Origin of the sequence: Mesorhizobium terrae (assembly GCF_008727715.1) — a bacterium.
Taxonomy (GTDB): Bacteria; Pseudomonadota; Alphaproteobacteria; order Rhizobiales; family Rhizobiaceae; genus Mesorhizobium; species Mesorhizobium terrae.
In genome coordinates this window covers 4,944,806-4,959,289 of record NZ_CP044218.1, presented here as the reverse complement: position 1 = coordinate 4,959,289, position 14,484 = coordinate 4,944,806, and the positions used below count along the sequence as shown (strand labels likewise).

The window sequence follows — 14,484 nt, the reverse complement described above, 5'->3', positions numbered from 1 at the left end:
CCGCGGCGGGCATAGGTGTCAGGGCAGGCGAACGCCTGTTCGCGCAAACCGTGACCTGCCGACCCCCTTTACAACCAGAGACCACTAGTCGGGTCGACGGCTGAATGCCGCGAAGCACCCGAAACCCAAAGCCGGTGAAACGCTCCCGGTAATATCGGGTAAACCCCCAAAAGGCCCCGTCCGCTTTGCCACAGGCAGCGGCGGGGCCAATGGTTTTTAGGGGCCATTGAATCTCCAAACCGCGGGAAACATCCACCGTCGCGAAAGCCGCGACGGCAACAGCCGTCGCGTGGACGCTACCCGGGTACTCCCGTTCCCGTCGGTCAGAAGCAGGATGGCTGGCTGGTTATCGAATAGCGCAGATTGCGCGTCGCCCAGCGTGCCTGGACGAAATGGACGATGGTGTTGTTGGTGTGCGAGGTGACGACGAAGTTCTCATTGTAGCTGAACTCGACCCGCGCCACGCCCTGGCTGTCATCATAGAGCGTGAAGGCGGCCGAGCAGTTCCAGCTTCTGTTCTCCGGATTCCAGGCGGTGATGTAGAAAGTGGTGTCCTTGGTGCCGTAGCCGAACATCGGCTGGCTGAGCGCAGGAACAGGGGTAAGGGCAGCAAGGGCCGAAGCGACGTATGGAAGAAACCGCATGGCGTCCTCTCATCGTTGTGCCCCAGTCCTTGATAACGCAGCCCGGCGCTGGTCGCGATAGCACAGATGAACTGGTCGGCCGACGGCGAGTGCCTGCGGGCAGTGCCTTTCACATCGCCGTGAAACGTGAAGACATTCACGTTCCATTCACCCAGCGGTCAATACCGTCGTGCGTGCAGGGGGGCATCGCTCGGAGGAATACGTGATGTATTCTGCAAAACTTGTCGCCGCCCTGGTGCTTCTCGGCGGTCTTTTCTCGTTCGCCGCGCCTGCCTTCTCTTATCCGATCGCGCCCGCGCAATCTTCCCAGTTCTCATCGAACGCAATCGAGCAGGTCGGCTGGCGCTGCGGGCCGGGCCGTCACATGGATCGTTGGGGCCGCTGCGTTCCAAACAGGATGCGCGCTTATTGCGGCCCGGGCCGCCATTTGAACCGCTATGGCGAATGCGTCCGCAATCGGCCCGCCTACCGCGCATGCCCGCGCGGCACCCATCTGACACCGCGCGGCTATTGCGTCCGCAACTGGTAAGACGCCCAGCGATGTCCTGACGAGCGGCCGACGCAGCCGTGTCGGTCGCTTGCCGTTTGGTCTCCAGCCGAGAGATCCGTTGGTTTGATCCGGCGGCGCAGAGCCGCGACTTTGATTTTTCGGGCTGTTGTTAGCGGCGTGGTGCCGACACCGCGCCGGCGCCGACATCGACGATCACCGAGCCGGAAATGCGCACGTCCATGTCGCCGATCTTGAATTGCCGGTTCGCACCGTTGCTAGTGTCGTCGGGCTCCGGCTGCGGGGCGGCCGGCTGGACGATGCGGTAGCCGCCATCGACACCAGGCAGGCTGCCTTTTGATGGCTTTGCCGGCTCGCCGGCAACAGCGGTCGCCGCCTGCGGCAACACTGCCAGCAAGCCCAAAAACCCGATTGCGAGGGGAGCGGAAATGCGGATCATGCCCCTAACATAGGCGCATGATGCCGCCGCGACCAGTCCCTGCCATCCGACCGCGCTGTCATCGATCGCGCTGACATACCGGTCAGGCGGCGTGTTTGCGCGTATCGTAGACGTGGTCGACCAGCCCCCAGGCCTTGGCTTCCTCGGCGGTCATGAAATGGTCGCGGTCAAGCGTGCGCTCGACTTCATCGAGCGTGCGGCCGCAATGTTCCGCATAGAGGCCAATCATGCGCTTTTTGACGCGACTGATATTCTCCGCGTGACGCTGGATGTCGGATGCCTGGCCCTGGAAGCCGCCCAGCGGCTGGTGCAGGACGATGCTGCTGTTGGGCAGCGCGATGCGTCGGCCGGGCGTGCCGGCCATCAGGAGGAATGAACCCATCGAGGCGGCAAAGCCCATGCATACCGTCGAAATCGGACAACTGACGTAACGCATGGTGTCGTAGATGGCGAAACCGGCGGTCACCACGCCGCCGGGCGAATTGATGTAGAGCGATATCTCCTTGTCGGGATTGTCGGATTCCAGGGACAGCAACTGGGCGCAGACCAGGGCCGACATGGTGTCGTTGACCTCGCCGTTGACGAAGATGATGCGCTCGCGCAGCAGCCGCGAGAAGATGTCGAATGTGCGTTCGCCGCGGCTCGACTGCTCGATGACCATGGGCACAAGATTGGCAATGGCGGACATTGTCTTGTTCCTTCGTGGGTTCAGGCGATCAACCGCCATTGCGGCGCGTTGGCCGCACGGACGGTTTTGGTTGGGGATGTCGTGGCGACGTGGAGCCTCATGCTGCACGATGCCACGCCGCTCATGACGGTCGCGCCGGCGACGGCGGCGAACCCATCATGGACAATCCGCAGATGCGTACCGCCAGTCGTGGTGCGGGCGAGCACGAAGGTCACGACGCTGTCGAAACCGGCCTCGCCGGAGACGGGCCGTTCGCGCCATGAATAGCGCAACAGCTGTTCCGGTTCGGCCTCGATAACCGCGCAGTCGATATGACCTTCCTCGCCCAGCTTGAAGCGATGGCCGGCTTCCGGCTTGATGTCGTTCGGCATCAGCCAGGCAGCGACAATTTCGGGTTGCGTGATAGCGCGCCAGACCTTTTCCGGAGGCTCCGGCAGATCGCATTCGACGACGATATCCTTATGGTCCCGCGGTTCGTCGCTGGTCATTGATCCATCTCCTTGAGCACGGCTTTCAGTTTCTCGATGCGGTCGGGCCAGAAGGCGCGGTAGCGTTCGATCCAGCCGAGCAGCGGACCCAGTCCGTCCGGCGCGGCGCGGTAATAGGCGTTGCGGCCCTCGCGGCGCTCGCTCACCAGCCCGGCGCCGCGCAGCACGGAGAGATGCTGCGAGACCGCCGGCTGCGAAATCGGCGTGCCGGTCCGCAATTCGGAAACCGTCATCTCGCCTGCGGCGAGGCGTTCGAAGAGCGCGCGCCGGGTTGGATCGGCGAGTGCCCGGAAGATTTCGGATTCGATCATGCTAAAAGCATAAGTGAGTACTTATTCATTTGGCAAGGCCTGTTCTGTTCCGTTGGCCGAAAGAGGCTTGCAAGCCCCGCATTTGCTGACATTCCTTGACAAGCGTTGGCGATAAAGACTAGAACGGAAGTAGAACAAAAACCTTGTGGGAAAGGCCTGCGGAGGCAGGCACTGAAAACCCTCAGCCTATATGGTGCGGCGAGAAATTTGGTTTCGGATGAGCGCGGAGAAGTGTGATGGCGGGCAGCGTCAATAAGGTCATTCTGGTTGGTAATTTGGGCGCGGACCCGGAAGTCCGTCGGCTGAATTCGGGTGATGCGGTCGTCAACATCCGCGTCGCCACCTCGGAATCCTGGCGCGACAAGAACTCGGGCGAACGCAAGGAAAAGACCGAGTGGCATAACGTCGTCATCTTCAACGATCAGCTCGCCAAGGTCGCCGAGCAATATCTGAAGAAGGGCATGAAGGTTTATGTCGAGGGTCAGCTGCAGACCCGCAAATGGCAGGACCAGCAGGGCCAGGATCGCTACACGACCGAGATCGTGCTGCAGAAATTCCGTGGCGAATTGCAGATGCTCGACGCGCGTGGACAGGGCGAGGGCGGCCAGGTTGGTTACTCCGGCGGCGGTCGCGACAGCTTCGGCCAGTCCGGCCCTACTGACGGCGGTGGTCGCGGCGGCTCCGGCGGTGGTTTCGGTGGCGGCCGCGACAGCGGTGGCAACCGTGGCGGCGGCGGTGGTGCGTCCCGCGAACTGGATGATGAAATCCCGTTCTGATTGCTATTGGCCGGCTTTTACCGCTCCGCCGGTCGGGTAGGGCGGTTCTTCCCGCAGGAGAACTGGTGATGCGCGCTTTCGCCCGTCTCGCGGCCCTTGGTCTGCTGCTTTTGGCCATGTTCGAGCCGGCTGCCTCGGCAGCCGAGCGCCTGGACGAAAAGCAGCGCATCGCGGTCGTTTCCGCCTTTCCGCCCGAATGGGTGGCGTTGCAAGCGGATCTGTCCGACCGCGCCGAACATGAGATCAACGGGCGCAAATTCATCACCGGCAAGCTTGCCGGCAAGGACGTCGTTCTGTTCCTGAGCGGGGTCAGCATGGTCAATGCGGCGATGACCACGCAATCCGCGCTCGATCAGTTCGTCGTCACTTCAGTGGTCTTTTCGGGCATTGCCGGTGGTGTCGATCCGGCGCTGAGCATCGGCGACGTCGTCATTGCCGACCAATGGGGCCAGTATCTCGAGGCGGTGTTTGCCCGCAAGACCGACAGCGGTTTTGAGATCCCGGCCTTCCTGCCGAAGGACAAATTCGCCGGCTATGGCATGATCGTGCCGCGCTCGGTCGGCATTGCCCGCAAGGGCGGTGCTGATGAGGAGACGAAATTCTGGTTCCCTTCCGACCCGGCGCTGCTCGATGCGGCGCGCAAGGTGGCGGCGAAACTCGACCTTCTGGCCTGCGCGTCCGACAACAGCTGTCTCGCCAAGCCGCCCAAAATCGTCGTCGGCGGCAATGGCGTGTCCGGGCAGGCTTTCGTCGACAACGCCGAATTCCGCGACTATGTGCACAAGACCTTCGATGCCAAGGTGCTTGACATGGAAAGTGCCGCGGTCGCTCACGTCACCTACAGCAACGGCGTGCCGTTCCTGGCGGTCCGCAGTCTTTCCGATCTGGCTGGCGGCGGCGAAGGCGCCAATCAGATGGCGACGTTCATGGCGCTCGCCTCGACAAACTCGGCTCATGTGGTCAAGGCGCTTCTGGCCGAGATGCCCTGAGCCGCTGGCTTTCGCTGAAAAGAGGAAATGGCATGAAGGCGCGTATCAAATGGGTTGAAGGCCGCACATTCGTGGGAGAATCCCAGAGCGGCCACAAACTGGTTCTGGGCACGGCGCATGGCGAAGGCGGCAAGTCACCCGGGCCAAGCCCGATGGAACTGCTTCTGATCGGCACGGGCGGCTGTTCGGCCATCGATGTCGTGCATATCCTCGAAAAGGGCCGCGAGGCGGTCGAGGATTGTGTCGTCGAGCTGGATTCCGATCGCGCCGAAACCGATCCGAAGGTCTTCACCCGCATCCACATGCATTTCATCGTCAAGGGCAGGGGCCTGTCGCGCGACAAGGTCGAGCGGGCGGTGCAGTTGTCGGCCGAAAAATACTGCTCGGCCTCGATCATGATGGGCAAGACCGCGAAGGTGACGCACGACTTCGAAGTGGTCGATACGGCTGCCGACGTGCTCTGATCCGTTCGGGCCTGGCAACCCGACCCTCCCCACCGCGGTCGAGCGGGAAATTTGCGCTCCAACCGCGAAGTCTTCATGCTGCGACTGGCATGGCGTCGCCTGGCGTCAGGCCATGCATTGCCGGCCGGAACGGAAGCAAAGCAGTCGTGGCTTGGCCACGGCAGGCTGCCGACACTCCTCGCTTCGGTTGAAAAAGCGGGAGCGTCCCGCATGCGGGGAGGCACACGGGACGCTCCCGAGAACGCGCAACCCTCGTTGGACAGTCATGATTGCGCGAGACGGCGACAGCGTAGCTGTCGCGTCGGTTCCCGATCTGTGATCTTCTTCACATATGCCGTTTTCCGATCGAGATCGGGCCTTCCTGGGCCGGTCCGGATGCTCGCTCATGAAGGAATGACCGGCCGTGGCCGGATCGGCGTAAGGTGGGAGTTGTCAGCTTCCGGCCAGCGCCTTGATGCCGTCGGCGACGAATTGCACGGCGAGCGCGGCCAGGATGACGCCGAGCAGCCGGGTCAGGATCGAGCGCCCGGTCTGGCCGAGGATACGGTCGATGCGTTCGGCCAGAATGAACACCACATAGGTGATCAGCAGGCAGGCCAGGATGATGGCGAGCAGCGACAGTTGGCCCGCAACGCCATGGTATGAACTGGACAGCAGCACCGTCGCGGAGATGGCGCCGGGGCCAGCAATCAGCGGTATGGCCAGCGGGAAGGCGGCGATGTTGTGGATGTGGTCCTTGGTGATTGCCACGTCCGCGCTCTTTTCCTTACGGTCCTGCCGGCGCTCGAACACCATTTCGAAGGCGATGAAGAACAGGAGGAAGCCGCCGGCGACGCGAAACGCCGGAAGGGTAATGCCGAACACCGAAAGGATCGAGGCGCCGGCCACAGCGAAGAGTGCAATCACCAGGAAGCCGATGATCGAAGCGCGCACCGACACCTGCTGGCGCTGTTCGCGGTTCATGCCGCGCGTCACCGCCAGGAAGAGCGGCGCCAGGCCTGGCGGGTCGATGGTCACGAGCAGCGTCACGAAGGCGTTGAACAGGCTTTCGTAAGTGGGCATGCCGTTCCCCTTCCGCGCGTGACCGCGTCATTGGTAGCGCGAATGCGATCACCTTGTCACCGGTCGTTCGCGCAATGGCTGCGGTCGGCAACGCTTCCAGTGTCAGCTATCGCCGGCCGTTTGGATTTGCTCGTTTTTCCGGATCCTGGCGGTGGCGTTTCATGCGATTTCCGCTGCTGCTGTGACGGTATTTTCGGGTGCAAATTCACGAGCTTGCCACATTGTGGCGGCCCGTATGGAGGCGCCTTTCGGCGGCTTCTCTTATCTCGTTGAAATAACAGGGGAAATAAGCACTGGAAAACATCGGTGCGGCGACGAAAAACCGCGCTCCGGGATTGGAGAATGGCGCCGCTTTCCTATATAAGATTTGAACGATTCCCTAAAGATTGCGATCTGTTTTGACCGACCAGAAGACACCGCGCGGGCCGGACGGCCCTTCAGGCATCGAGCCGATTTCTATTATCGAGGAGATGCAGCGCTCCTATCTCGATTACGCCATGAGCGTGATCGTCAGCCGCGCGCTCCCCGATGTGCGCGACGGCATGAAGCCGGTGCACCGGCGCATCCTCTATGCCTCGCATGAGAGCGGCTATCATTGGAACCGCAAATATGTGAAGTCGGCGCGCCCGGTCGCCGACGTGATGGGTAAATATCACCCGCACGGCGACGCCTCGATCTACGATGCCTTGGTGCGCATGGCGCAGGATTGGTCGATGCGTGTGCCGCTCATCGACGGGCAGGGCAATTTCGGTTCGATCGACGGCGATCCGCCGGCAGCGATGCGCTACACGGAATCGCGCCTGACCAAGGTCGCGCACGAGCTGCTCGAGGACATCGACAAGGATACGGTCGACTTCCAGGACACCTATGACGCGTCTGGCCAGGAGCCGAAGGTTCTGCCGGCGCGCTTCCCGGCGCTGCTGGTCAATGGCGCGGGTGGCATCGCGGTGGGCATGGCCACCAACATCCCGCCGCATAACCTTGTGGAAGTCTGTAACGGCGCCATCGCCGTCATCGACAATCCGGCCATCGATCTTGCCGCGATGATGGAGATCATTCCCGGTCCGGATTTCCCGACCGGCGGTCTGATCCTTGGGCGTTCCGGTATCTACAACGCCTATTCGACCGGCCGCGGTTCGGTCGTCATGCGCGGCAAGGTGCATGTCGAGGAGATGCGCGGCGAGCGCGAGGCCATCGTCATCACCGAGGTTCCCTATCAGGTGAACAAGGCCTCGATGATCGAGAAGATGGCCGAACTGGTGCGCGAAAAGCGCATCGAGGGCATTTCCGACATTCGCGACGAAAGCGATCGTCAGGGCTACCGCGTGGTGATCGAGCTGAAGCGCGACGCCAATGCCGAGGTGATCCTCAACCAGCTCTACCGCTTCACGCCGCTGCAGACGTCGTTCGGCGCCAATATGGTGGCTTTGAACGGCGGCAAGCCGGAAGTGCTGACCCTGCTCGACATGCTGAGGGCCTTCGTCGCTTTCCGTGAGGAAGTGATCAGCCGGCGCACCAAGTTCCTGCTGCGCAAGGCGCGTGAACGCGCTCACGTCCTGGTCGGTCTGGCGATCGCGGTCGCCAACATCGACGAGGTCATCAAGCTGATCCGCAACGCGCCGGACCCGCAGACGGCGCGCGAGCAGCTGATGACGCGCCGCTGGCCGGCCGCCGATGTTGAGGCGCTGATCCGCCTGATCGACGATCCGCGCCACCGCATCAACGAGGACGGCACCTACAATCTGTCGGAAGAGCAGGCCCGCGCCATTCTCGAATTGCGCCTGCAGCGCCTGACCGCGCTCGGTCGCGACGAAATCGCCGACGAACTGAACAAGATCGGCACCGAAATTGCTGATTTCCTTGATATTCTGGCTTCCCGTGCCCGTATCCAGCAGATCGTCAAGGACGAACTGATTGCCGTGCGCGATGAGTTCGGTACGCCGCGCCGCACCGAGATCACCGATGCTGGCGCCGACATGGAAGACGAGGACCTGATCCCGCGTGAGGACATGGTCGTCACCGTCAGCCATTCCGGCTACATCAAGCGCGTGCCGCTGTCGCTCTACCGGGCGCAGCGTCGTGGCGGCAAGGGCCGCTCGGGCATGTCGACCAAGGACGAGGATTTCGTCACCCGGCTATTCGTGGTCAACACCCATACGCCGGTGTTGTTTTTCTCCTCGCGTGGCATCGTCTACAAGGAAAAGGTCTGGCGCCTGCCAATCGGCAATCCGCAGTCGCGCGGCAAGGCGCTGATCAACATGCTGCCGCTCGAACAGGGCGAACGCATCACCACGATCATGCCGCTGCCGGAGGACGAGGCAAGCTGGGGCGAACTCGACGTGATGTTCGCGACGACGCGCGGCACCGTCCGCCGCAACAAGCTCAGCGATTTCGTCCAGGTCAATCGCAACGGCAAGATCGCCATGAAGCTGGAGGAAGAAGGCGACGAGATCCTCGGCGTCGAAACCTGCACCGACAATGACGACGTGCTTCTGACCGCCAATTCGGGCCAGTGCATCCGTTTCCGTGTCGATGACGTGCGCGTGTTCCAGAGCCGCAATTCGGTCGGCGTGCGCGGTATCTCGATGGGCGAAGGCGACCGCGTCATCTCGATGGCGATCATCGAACATGTCGACGCCGATCCGGCGGAACGCGCAGCCTATCTCAAGCGCTCGGTTGCCGAGCGGCGGCTGGCCGGCGCCGGCGAAGAGGAAGATGTCGCGCTGACCAACGAGGAGGTCTCCGAGGAAGCGCAGCTTTCCGACGAGCGCTATGAACTGCTGAGGCAGCACGAGCAGTTCGTGCTCACCGTCACCGAATATGGTTACGGCAAGCGTTCCTCGTCCTATGACTTCCGCCTGACCAACCGCGGCGGCAAGGGTATTCGCGCCACCGACGTGTCGAAGGTGGGTGAAATCGGTCCGCTGGTAGCGGCCTTCCCGATCGGCAATGACGACCAGATCATGCTCGTCTCCGACGGCGGCCAGGTCATTCGCGTGCCGGTGCACGATATCCGCTTCGCCAGCCGCGCCACCAAGGGCGTCACCATCTTCAACACCGCCGAGGGCGAAAAGGTGGTGTCCGTCGAGCGCATTTCCGAGCCGGAAGGCGACGATGCGGATGGCGAGGAGACGGCCGAAGACGGTGCCGGCGAAGGCGGCGCTGATCCGGCGCAGGCCTGACGGCCGGGACGATGCTGGACGAAACGCCGGTATTTCGCCTCGCCACCGCCTCGGATGTCGAGGCGGTCACGGCGCTGACCGAGCAGGCTTATGAGCCTTATACGCAGGCGTTTGGCGCGCCGCCGATCCCTGTCACCGAGGACTACGCTCCTCGCATCGAAGCGGGGCAGGTCTGGCTGCTGGAAGTCTCAGGCGCGCTCGCCGGGCTGATCGTGCTGGAACGGCACGCCGATCACATCCTGATCTTTTCCGTTGCGGTGGCGCCGGCCTTCCAGGGCCGGAAGCTGGGCATCCGGCTGCTTGACTGGGCCGAGCAAAAAGCGCGGGCCGCTCAGTTCGATCTGGTCAAGCTCTACACCAACGCGCGAATGGAGCGGAACATCGCGCTCTATTCGGCCTATGGCTATCGCGAAACCGGCAGGCGGGCCAATCCGAAACGGCCGGGCTGGATCGTGGTGGATATGGAGAAGCGGCTGGCCGACGAGGCGTAAGCGCCTGTCGGCAGGGGTTGGTTCGGGATTGGGCCTTAGCGGCGGCGGCCGAAACGGTTGCGGCGGTCGAAATCGTCGAGGCGCACGCGCTCGGCTTCCTGGTGTAGGCCGAAAACGGTCGCAATCAACATCGCTACGGTCATTGCAGTGGCGAGCATGAGGATCATCATGGCTGGTTCTCCTGTCACCTAAACGAGCGGCGGGTGAAAAGGTTTCACTCCGCATCATCATCTATCTGTACGTGAACAGAATTTAACCGTGTCTGACTGCGCCGTTCATCTGCTGTTCATGGTTGACGAAGGGTTCACGCGCCGCGTGGCAAGGCCATTTGCGTTCCAGCCGCGCGCCCGCTAGAAGCAGCAACATGACCGAACGCATCGCGCTCTATGCCGGCTCCTTCGACCCGTTGACCAACGGTCACCTCGACGTGCTGAAGGCGTCGCTGGCGATTGCCGATACGGTGTATGCCGCGATCGGCATCCAGGCGTCGAAGACGGCGCTCTTTTCATTCGAGGAACGGGCCGAACTGATTGAGAGGGCCGCCGCCACTGAATTCGGGGCTGAAAGCCGGCGCATCCGCGTCGTTTCCTTTACCGGGCTGGTGATCGACGCCGCCCGCAAGCAAGGTGCCTCGATCATGATCCGCGGCCTCCGCGACGGTACCGATCTCGACTATGAAATGCAGATGGCGGGCATGAACGAGACCATGGCGCCCGAACTGCAGACCGTGTTCCTGCCGGCCAGCCCCTCGGTGCGCACGATTACCGCCACATTGGTCCGCCAGATAGCCTCGATGGGGGGCGATATCCGCCCGTTCGTGCCGGTGGCGGTCGCCGGTGCGCTTAAAGCCAAATTCGCGAAATAGACTTTTCGGAGATTTTTCCAATGCAGCTCAAGAAGCTCGCCGCTTTCCTCGTCGTGCTTGCCGGCCTGTTCGGCGGCGCGTCGCAGGCTTTCGCGGCAGACCCCGAGAACACCATGGTCATCACGCTGAAGGACGGTGACGTCGTCGTCGCCCTGCGCCCCGATTTGGCGCCGAAGCATGTTGCCCAGATCAAGAAGCTGGTGCGCGAAGGCGCCTATGACAATGTCGTCTTCCATCGCGTGATCGACGGCTTCATGGCCCAGACCGGAGACGTGCAGTACGGCAACGCCAAGAAGGGTTATGATGCCAGCCTCGCCGGAACCGGCGGCTCGAAGGAGCCGGACCTGCCGGCCGAATTCTCCAAGGAGAAATATGTGCGCGGCGTCGTCGGCATGGCCCGCTCCCAGAACCCGAACTCGGCGAACTCGCAGTTCTTCATCATGTTCGCCCCGGCGCCGTCGCTGAACGGCCAGTACACCATTGTCGGCACCGTCGAGAAGGGCATGGAACTCGTCGACAAGATCAAGAAGGGCGATGCCGCCGACAACGGCGCGGTCACCGATCCCGACCGCATGGTCAAGGTCCGCATCGCCGCTGACAAGAACTGATTTTTCAAGAGGATACAGAAAATGGCTGAAATCAAGGACCGCGAAAACGCGCTCATCATGGAAACGACCAAGGGTAAGGTCGTCATCGAACTGTTCCCCGATCTGGCCCCTGGCCATGTCGGCCGCATCAAGGAACTGGCCCGCGAAGGCGCTTATGACGGCGTCGTCTTCCATCGCGTCATCGACGGCTTCATGGCCCAGACCGGCGACGTCAAGTTCGGCAAGTCGGGCGGCAAGGACTTCAACCCGGGCCGCGCCGGCATGGGCGGCTCCGACAGGCCGGACCTGAAGGCCGAATTCTCCAACATGAACCACGGCCGCGGCACCTGCTCGATGGCGCGCGCGCAGAACCCGAACTCGGCCAATTCGCAGTTCTTCATCTGCTTCGAGGATGCCGGCTTCCTCAACCGCCAGTACACGGTCTGGGGCCAGGTCATCGAAGGCATGGACAATGTCGACAAGATCAAGCGCGGCGAGCCGGTGCAGGATCCCGACAAGATCGTGTCGCTGAAGGTCGCCGCGGACGTGCAGGCCTAAGCTCGATGGTCGGCGCTCTCTGGTCGCTTCTCGGCGTCCTGGCGGGCGCCTTCATCGCGATCCAGGCTCCCATCAATGCCCAACTCGCACGCGGATTGGGCGTGCCCGTGGCTGCCGCCGCGATTTCGTTCCTGGCCGGCGCTGTCGTGCTGGGCGTTGTCACCTTCTTCACCACCAGAACGCAGGGGCTCGTCATCGACTGGCGAACCCCCGCACCATGGCTGTTCGTGGCTGGCGGTGCCCTTGGTGCCGTTTATGTGACGAGCTCGGTGCTGTTGACGCCGCGGATCGGCGCCGCGGCGCTGATGGCATTCCTGGTCGCCGGCCAGCTTCTGGCCGGCATGATGGTCGATCGCGTTGGCTTTCTTGGCGTCGCGGTTCGCGAAATCTCCACCGGCCGCATCGTGGGCGCCGTGCTCTTGCTCGCCGGCGCCCTGATGATCAGGCTTTATTGAAGCGTGTCGTCCCCACCGGGGACGGCGCTTCAACGTTTCTCCAGCACGACATGCGTGGCTAGGTCCGTTGTCTCGCGGGCCGTGACCTGATAGCCGAGAGCCGGCAGGTCAAGACCGGCGAAAAGCGCTTCGCCCTTGCCGAGCAGCACCGGCGAAATCGCCAGATGCATGTCATCGATCGCCCCGGTGCGCAGATAGTGCCGCACCGTCTCGACACCGCCACCGATCTTGACGTCGAGCTTGCCCGCCGCCGCCTTTGCCCGCTTCAACGCCTCGTCGGCGCCTTCGGTGACGAAATGGAAGGTCGTTCCGCCCTCCATCTCGATCGACGGCCGCGCGTGATGCGTAAGCACGAACACCGGCGTGTGATAGGGCGGGTTGTCGCCCCACCAGCCTTTCCAGTTCTCGTCCGGCCATTCACCACGTAGCGGACCGAACATGTTGCGGCCGATAATGAAGGCGCCGAAGCCTTGCAGCGAGGCCGCCGCATAGCGGTCGTCCACGCCGGTCGAACCGCCTTGTTCGCCGATCATCGTGTTGAATGTCTTCGTTCCCATCAGCCATTGCGGCAATTCCATGCCGCCCTTGCCGAACGGGTGTTCGAGGCTCTGTTCCGGCCCGGCGCCGTAGCCGTCGAGCGAAACCGAGAAACCCAATACTCTAACCTTACTCATGACACGCGTCCTGCTTTGGGAGTGTTTTTCCAGGGTACGCGAAGATAGGTATACTGATTGCAAAATGCAATCAGTTATGAGTAGCGACTCCATCGTCGCATTGCCCTTGTGTGACCGGCCGCGAGGCGCGGTGGCGCAAAAGCAGGTGACGGCCGGGTCCAGATCAGGCTATTGCCGCAGCCATGAAAGTGGATTTGTTCGATTTCGACCTGCCCGAGGAGCGCATTGCGCTACGCCCGGCCGAACCGCGCGACGCGGCACGACTCCTGGTGGTGAGGCCCGGCGAGGGGCTGGCCGACAAGGTCGTGCGCGACCTGCCGTCATTGCTCGAACCCGGCGATGTGCTCGTCTTCAACGACACTAAGGTCATCCCGGCGCAGCTGCGCGGCATCCGCCGGCGTGGCGACGCGACCGCTCAGGTCGAGGCGACGCTGCATATGCGCACCGGGGCCGACCGCTGGCTGGCCTTCATGCGGCCCGGCAAGCGCATCGCCACCGGCGACCGCATCCATTTCGGCCATGACGGCAATTCCTGTTTTCTCGGCCAGCTCGACGCCACCGTGCTCGAAAAGCGCGAGGGCGGCGAAGTCCTGCTCGGCTTTGACCTCTCGGGTGCATTCCTCGATGAAGCGCTGCATGCCGTCGGCCACATTCCGCTGCCGCCCTATATCGCCTCCAAGCGCGACGACGACGCGCGCGATCTTTCCGACTACCAGACGATCTATGCGCGGGAAGAGGGGGCCGTGGCGGCCCCCACCGCCGGCCTGCATTTCACGCCGGACCTGTTTGCCGCACTCGATGCCAAAGGCATTGAGCGGCGGTTCGTGACGCTGCATGTCGGCGCCGGCACCTTTCTGCCGGTCAAAGCCGACGATACGGCCGACCACAAAATGCATGCCGAGACCGGTTATGTGTCACAGGAGACCGCCGATGCGCTGAATGCCGCCAAGGCGCGCGGCAACCGCATCGTTTGCGTCGGCACCACCTCGCTCAGGCTTCTGGAGAGTGCCGCGCGCCCGGACGGCACGCTCGCCGCCTGGTCAGGCGCGACCGACATCTTCATCACGCCCGGCTATCGCTTCCGCACCGCCGATGCGCTGATGACCAATTTCCACCTGCCGCGCTCGACGCTGTTCATGCTGGTGTCGGCCTTTGCCGGATTGGAAACCATGCGCTTGGCCTATGGCCATGCCATTAAGAGCGGCTATCGTTTCTATTCCTACGGCGACGGCAGTCTGCTGTTCAGGGCGTGAGGCGCGCCGGTGCATGACAGGGAATTAGGCGAATAGCGACTTCGCTGGTA

19 protein-coding genes are annotated in these 14,484 nt (G+C 62.8%); 11 read left to right on the top strand and 8 right to left on the bottom strand.

The features are described from left to right. Window positions 1-323 precede the first annotated feature (323 nt). Window positions 324-644, bottom strand: a complete 321-nt coding sequence (locus FZF13_RS24995) for a hypothetical protein (RefSeq protein ID WP_024927657.1) — start codon at window positions 642-644, stop codon at window positions 324-326. Between the two features lie 205 nt (window positions 645-849). Here FZF13_RS24995 and FZF13_RS24990 point away from each other — a divergent pair, with 205 nt between their 5' ends. Beyond that, window positions 850-1,173, top strand: a complete 324-nt coding sequence (locus FZF13_RS24990) for a GCG_CRPN prefix-to-repeats domain-containing protein (RefSeq protein ID WP_024924829.1) — start codon at window positions 850-852, stop codon at window positions 1,171-1,173. Between the two features lie 130 nt (window positions 1,174-1,303). Here the strand turns inward: FZF13_RS24990 and FZF13_RS24985 are convergent, their stop codons facing one another. The 4 genes from FZF13_RS24985 to FZF13_RS24970 form a co-directional block, all read right to left on the bottom strand. Beyond that, window positions 1,304-1,591: a hypothetical protein gene (locus tag FZF13_RS24985; RefSeq protein ID WP_024924830.1), complete on the bottom strand. Its 288-nt coding sequence runs from the start codon at window positions 1,589-1,591 to the stop codon at window positions 1,304-1,306. 82 nt (window positions 1,592-1,673) lie between these two features. Then, window positions 1,674-2,279, bottom strand: coding sequence for an ATP-dependent Clp protease proteolytic subunit (locus FZF13_RS24980; protein ID WP_024924831.1), 606 nt, complete (start codon window positions 2,277-2,279; stop codon window positions 1,674-1,676). 20 nt (window positions 2,280-2,299) lie between these two features. Continuing rightward, window positions 2,300-2,767 carry an SRPBCC family protein gene (locus tag FZF13_RS24975; protein ID WP_024924832.1) on the bottom strand — a complete coding sequence of 156 codons (468 nt, stop codon included), beginning with the start codon at window positions 2,765-2,767 and terminating at the stop codon, window positions 2,300-2,302. Then, window positions 2,764-3,078: an ArsR/SmtB family transcription factor gene (locus tag FZF13_RS24970; RefSeq protein ID WP_024924833.1), complete on the bottom strand. Its 315-nt coding sequence runs from the start codon at window positions 3,076-3,078 to the stop codon at window positions 2,764-2,766. The genes FZF13_RS24975 and FZF13_RS24970 overlap by 4 nt, the downstream gene beginning before the upstream one ends. 236 nt (window positions 3,079-3,314) lie before the next feature. Here FZF13_RS24970 and ssb point away from each other — a divergent pair, with 236 nt between their 5' ends. The 3 genes from ssb (at window position 3,315) to FZF13_RS24955 (ending at window position 5,307) form a co-directional block, all read left to right on the top strand. Next, window positions 3,315-3,854, top strand: a complete 540-nt coding sequence (gene ssb, locus FZF13_RS24965; RefSeq protein ID WP_024924834.1) for a single-stranded DNA-binding protein — start codon at window positions 3,315-3,317, stop codon at window positions 3,852-3,854. Window positions 3,855-3,922: 68 nt separating this feature from the next. Further along, window positions 3,923-4,843, top strand: a complete 921-nt coding sequence (locus tag FZF13_RS24960) for a 5'-methylthioadenosine/S-adenosylhomocysteine nucleosidase (RefSeq protein ID WP_024924835.1) — start codon at window positions 3,923-3,925, stop codon at window positions 4,841-4,843. Between the two features lie 32 nt (window positions 4,844-4,875). After that, entirely contained in the window at window positions 4,876-5,307 is a 432-nt protein-coding gene (locus FZF13_RS24955; RefSeq protein WP_024924836.1) for an OsmC family protein, read from the top strand. Window positions 5,308-5,739: 432 nt separating this feature from the next. Here FZF13_RS24955 and FZF13_RS24950 read toward each other — a convergent pair whose 3' ends face one another. Further along, window positions 5,740-6,369 (bottom strand): MarC family protein, encoded by a 630-nt coding sequence (locus FZF13_RS24950; protein WP_024924837.1) that lies wholly within the window; start codon window positions 6,367-6,369, stop codon window positions 5,740-5,742. A gap of 398 nt (window positions 6,370-6,767) precedes the next feature. On the opposite strand from FZF13_RS24950, the gene gyrA reads away from it, so the two are divergent. Both gyrA and FZF13_RS24940 read left to right on the top strand, forming a co-directional pair. Further along, on the top strand, window positions 6,768-9,551 hold the full coding sequence (gene gyrA / locus FZF13_RS24945; protein WP_024924838.1) for a DNA gyrase subunit A: 2,784 nt from the start codon (window positions 6,768-6,770) through the stop codon (window positions 9,549-9,551). A gap of 11 nt (window positions 9,552-9,562) precedes the next feature. After that, window positions 9,563-10,042, top strand: coding sequence for a GNAT family N-acetyltransferase (locus FZF13_RS24940; protein ID WP_024924839.1), 480 nt, complete (start codon window positions 9,563-9,565; stop codon window positions 10,040-10,042). Between the two features lie 35 nt (window positions 10,043-10,077). Here FZF13_RS24940 and FZF13_RS29475 read toward each other — a convergent pair whose 3' ends face one another. Next, window positions 10,078-10,212: a hypothetical protein gene (locus tag FZF13_RS29475; protein ID WP_275040854.1), complete on the bottom strand. Its 135-nt coding sequence runs from the start codon at window positions 10,210-10,212 to the stop codon at window positions 10,078-10,080. Between the two features lie 194 nt (window positions 10,213-10,406). On the opposite strand from FZF13_RS29475, the gene coaD reads away from it, so the two are divergent. From coaD to FZF13_RS24920, 4 genes are read left to right on the top strand one after another with little or no spacing between them, the layout of a single operon-like run. After that, window positions 10,407-10,907 carry a pantetheine-phosphate adenylyltransferase gene (gene coaD, locus FZF13_RS24935; RefSeq protein WP_024924840.1) on the top strand — a complete coding sequence of 167 codons (501 nt, stop codon included), beginning with the start codon at window positions 10,407-10,409 and terminating at the stop codon, window positions 10,905-10,907. A gap of 20 nt (window positions 10,908-10,927) precedes the next feature. Next, window positions 10,928-11,515 carry a peptidylprolyl isomerase gene (locus FZF13_RS24930; RefSeq protein ID WP_024924841.1) on the top strand — a complete coding sequence of 196 codons (588 nt, stop codon included), beginning with the start codon at window positions 10,928-10,930 and terminating at the stop codon, window positions 11,513-11,515. Window positions 11,516-11,536: 21 nt separating this feature from the next. Continuing rightward, window positions 11,537-12,052 (top strand): peptidylprolyl isomerase, encoded by a 516-nt coding sequence (locus tag FZF13_RS24925; protein ID WP_024924842.1) that lies wholly within the window; start codon window positions 11,537-11,539, stop codon window positions 12,050-12,052. Between the two features lie 5 nt (window positions 12,053-12,057). Then, window positions 12,058-12,507 carry a DMT family transporter gene (locus FZF13_RS24920; protein ID WP_024924843.1) on the top strand — a complete coding sequence of 150 codons (450 nt, stop codon included), beginning with the start codon at window positions 12,058-12,060 and terminating at the stop codon, window positions 12,505-12,507. Between the two features lie 29 nt (window positions 12,508-12,536). Here FZF13_RS24920 and FZF13_RS24915 read toward each other — a convergent pair whose 3' ends face one another. Then, window positions 12,537-13,181, bottom strand: a complete 645-nt coding sequence (locus FZF13_RS24915; protein WP_024924844.1) for a dihydrofolate reductase family protein — start codon at window positions 13,179-13,181, stop codon at window positions 12,537-12,539. Between the two features lie 182 nt (window positions 13,182-13,363). Between FZF13_RS24915 and queA the strand changes: the two genes are divergently transcribed. Next, window positions 13,364-14,434 carry a tRNA preQ1(34) S-adenosylmethionine ribosyltransferase-isomerase QueA gene (gene queA, locus FZF13_RS24910; RefSeq protein ID WP_024924845.1) on the top strand — a complete coding sequence of 357 codons (1,071 nt, stop codon included), beginning with the start codon at window positions 13,364-13,366 and terminating at the stop codon, window positions 14,432-14,434. Window positions 14,435-14,484: the final 50 nt, after the last annotated feature.

Excerpts from the sequence above, each read along its gene's own strand:
- FZF13_RS24980 (WP_024924831.1), bottom strand. The coding sequence starts at position 2,279 with ATGTCCGCCATTGCCAATCTTGTGCCCATGGTCATCGAGCAGTCGAGC.
- FZF13_RS29475 (WP_275040854.1), bottom strand. The coding sequence starts at position 10,212 with ATGATGATCCTCATGCTCGCCACTGCAATGACCGTAGCGATGTTGATT.
- FZF13_RS24940 (WP_024924839.1), top strand. The coding sequence starts at position 9,563 with ATGCTGGACGAAACGCCGGTATTTCGCCTCGCCACCGCCTCGGATGTC.
- coaD (WP_024924840.1), top strand. The coding sequence starts at position 10,407 with ATGACCGAACGCATCGCGCTCTATGCCGGCTCCTTCGACCCGTTGACC.
- FZF13_RS24960 (WP_024924835.1), top strand. The coding sequence starts at position 3,923 with ATGCGCGCTTTCGCCCGTCTCGCGGCCCTTGGTCTGCTGCTTTTGGCC.
- FZF13_RS24930 (WP_024924841.1), top strand. The coding sequence starts at position 10,928 with ATGCAGCTCAAGAAGCTCGCCGCTTTCCTCGTCGTGCTTGCCGGCCTG.
- ssb (WP_024924834.1), top strand. The coding sequence starts at position 3,315 with ATGGCGGGCAGCGTCAATAAGGTCATTCTGGTTGGTAATTTGGGCGCG.
- FZF13_RS24950 (WP_024924837.1), bottom strand. The coding sequence starts at position 6,369 with ATGCCCACTTACGAAAGCCTGTTCAACGCCTTCGTGACGCTGCTCGTG.
- FZF13_RS24985 (WP_024924830.1), bottom strand. The coding sequence starts at position 1,591 with ATGATCCGCATTTCCGCTCCCCTCGCAATCGGGTTTTTGGGCTTGCTG.
- FZF13_RS24915 (WP_024924844.1), bottom strand. The coding sequence starts at position 13,181 with ATGAGTAAGGTTAGAGTATTGGGTTTCTCGGTTTCGCTCGACGGCTAC.
- FZF13_RS24995 (WP_024927657.1), bottom strand. The coding sequence starts at position 644 with ATGCGGTTTCTTCCATACGTCGCTTCGGCCCTTGCTGCCCTTACCCCT.
- FZF13_RS24925 (WP_024924842.1), top strand. The coding sequence starts at position 11,537 with ATGGCTGAAATCAAGGACCGCGAAAACGCGCTCATCATGGAAACGACC.
- FZF13_RS24970 (WP_024924833.1), bottom strand. The coding sequence starts at position 3,078 with ATGATCGAATCCGAAATCTTCCGGGCACTCGCCGATCCAACCCGGCGC.
- FZF13_RS24975 (WP_024924832.1), bottom strand. The coding sequence starts at position 2,767 with ATGACCAGCGACGAACCGCGGGACCATAAGGATATCGTCGTCGAATGC.
- FZF13_RS24920 (WP_024924843.1), top strand. The coding sequence starts at position 12,058 with ATGGTCGGCGCTCTCTGGTCGCTTCTCGGCGTCCTGGCGGGCGCCTTC.
- FZF13_RS24990 (WP_024924829.1), top strand. The coding sequence starts at position 850 with ATGTATTCTGCAAAACTTGTCGCCGCCCTGGTGCTTCTCGGCGGTCTT.
- queA (WP_024924845.1), top strand. The coding sequence starts at position 13,364 with ATGAAAGTGGATTTGTTCGATTTCGACCTGCCCGAGGAGCGCATTGCG.
- FZF13_RS24955 (WP_024924836.1), top strand. The coding sequence starts at position 4,876 with ATGAAGGCGCGTATCAAATGGGTTGAAGGCCGCACATTCGTGGGAGAA.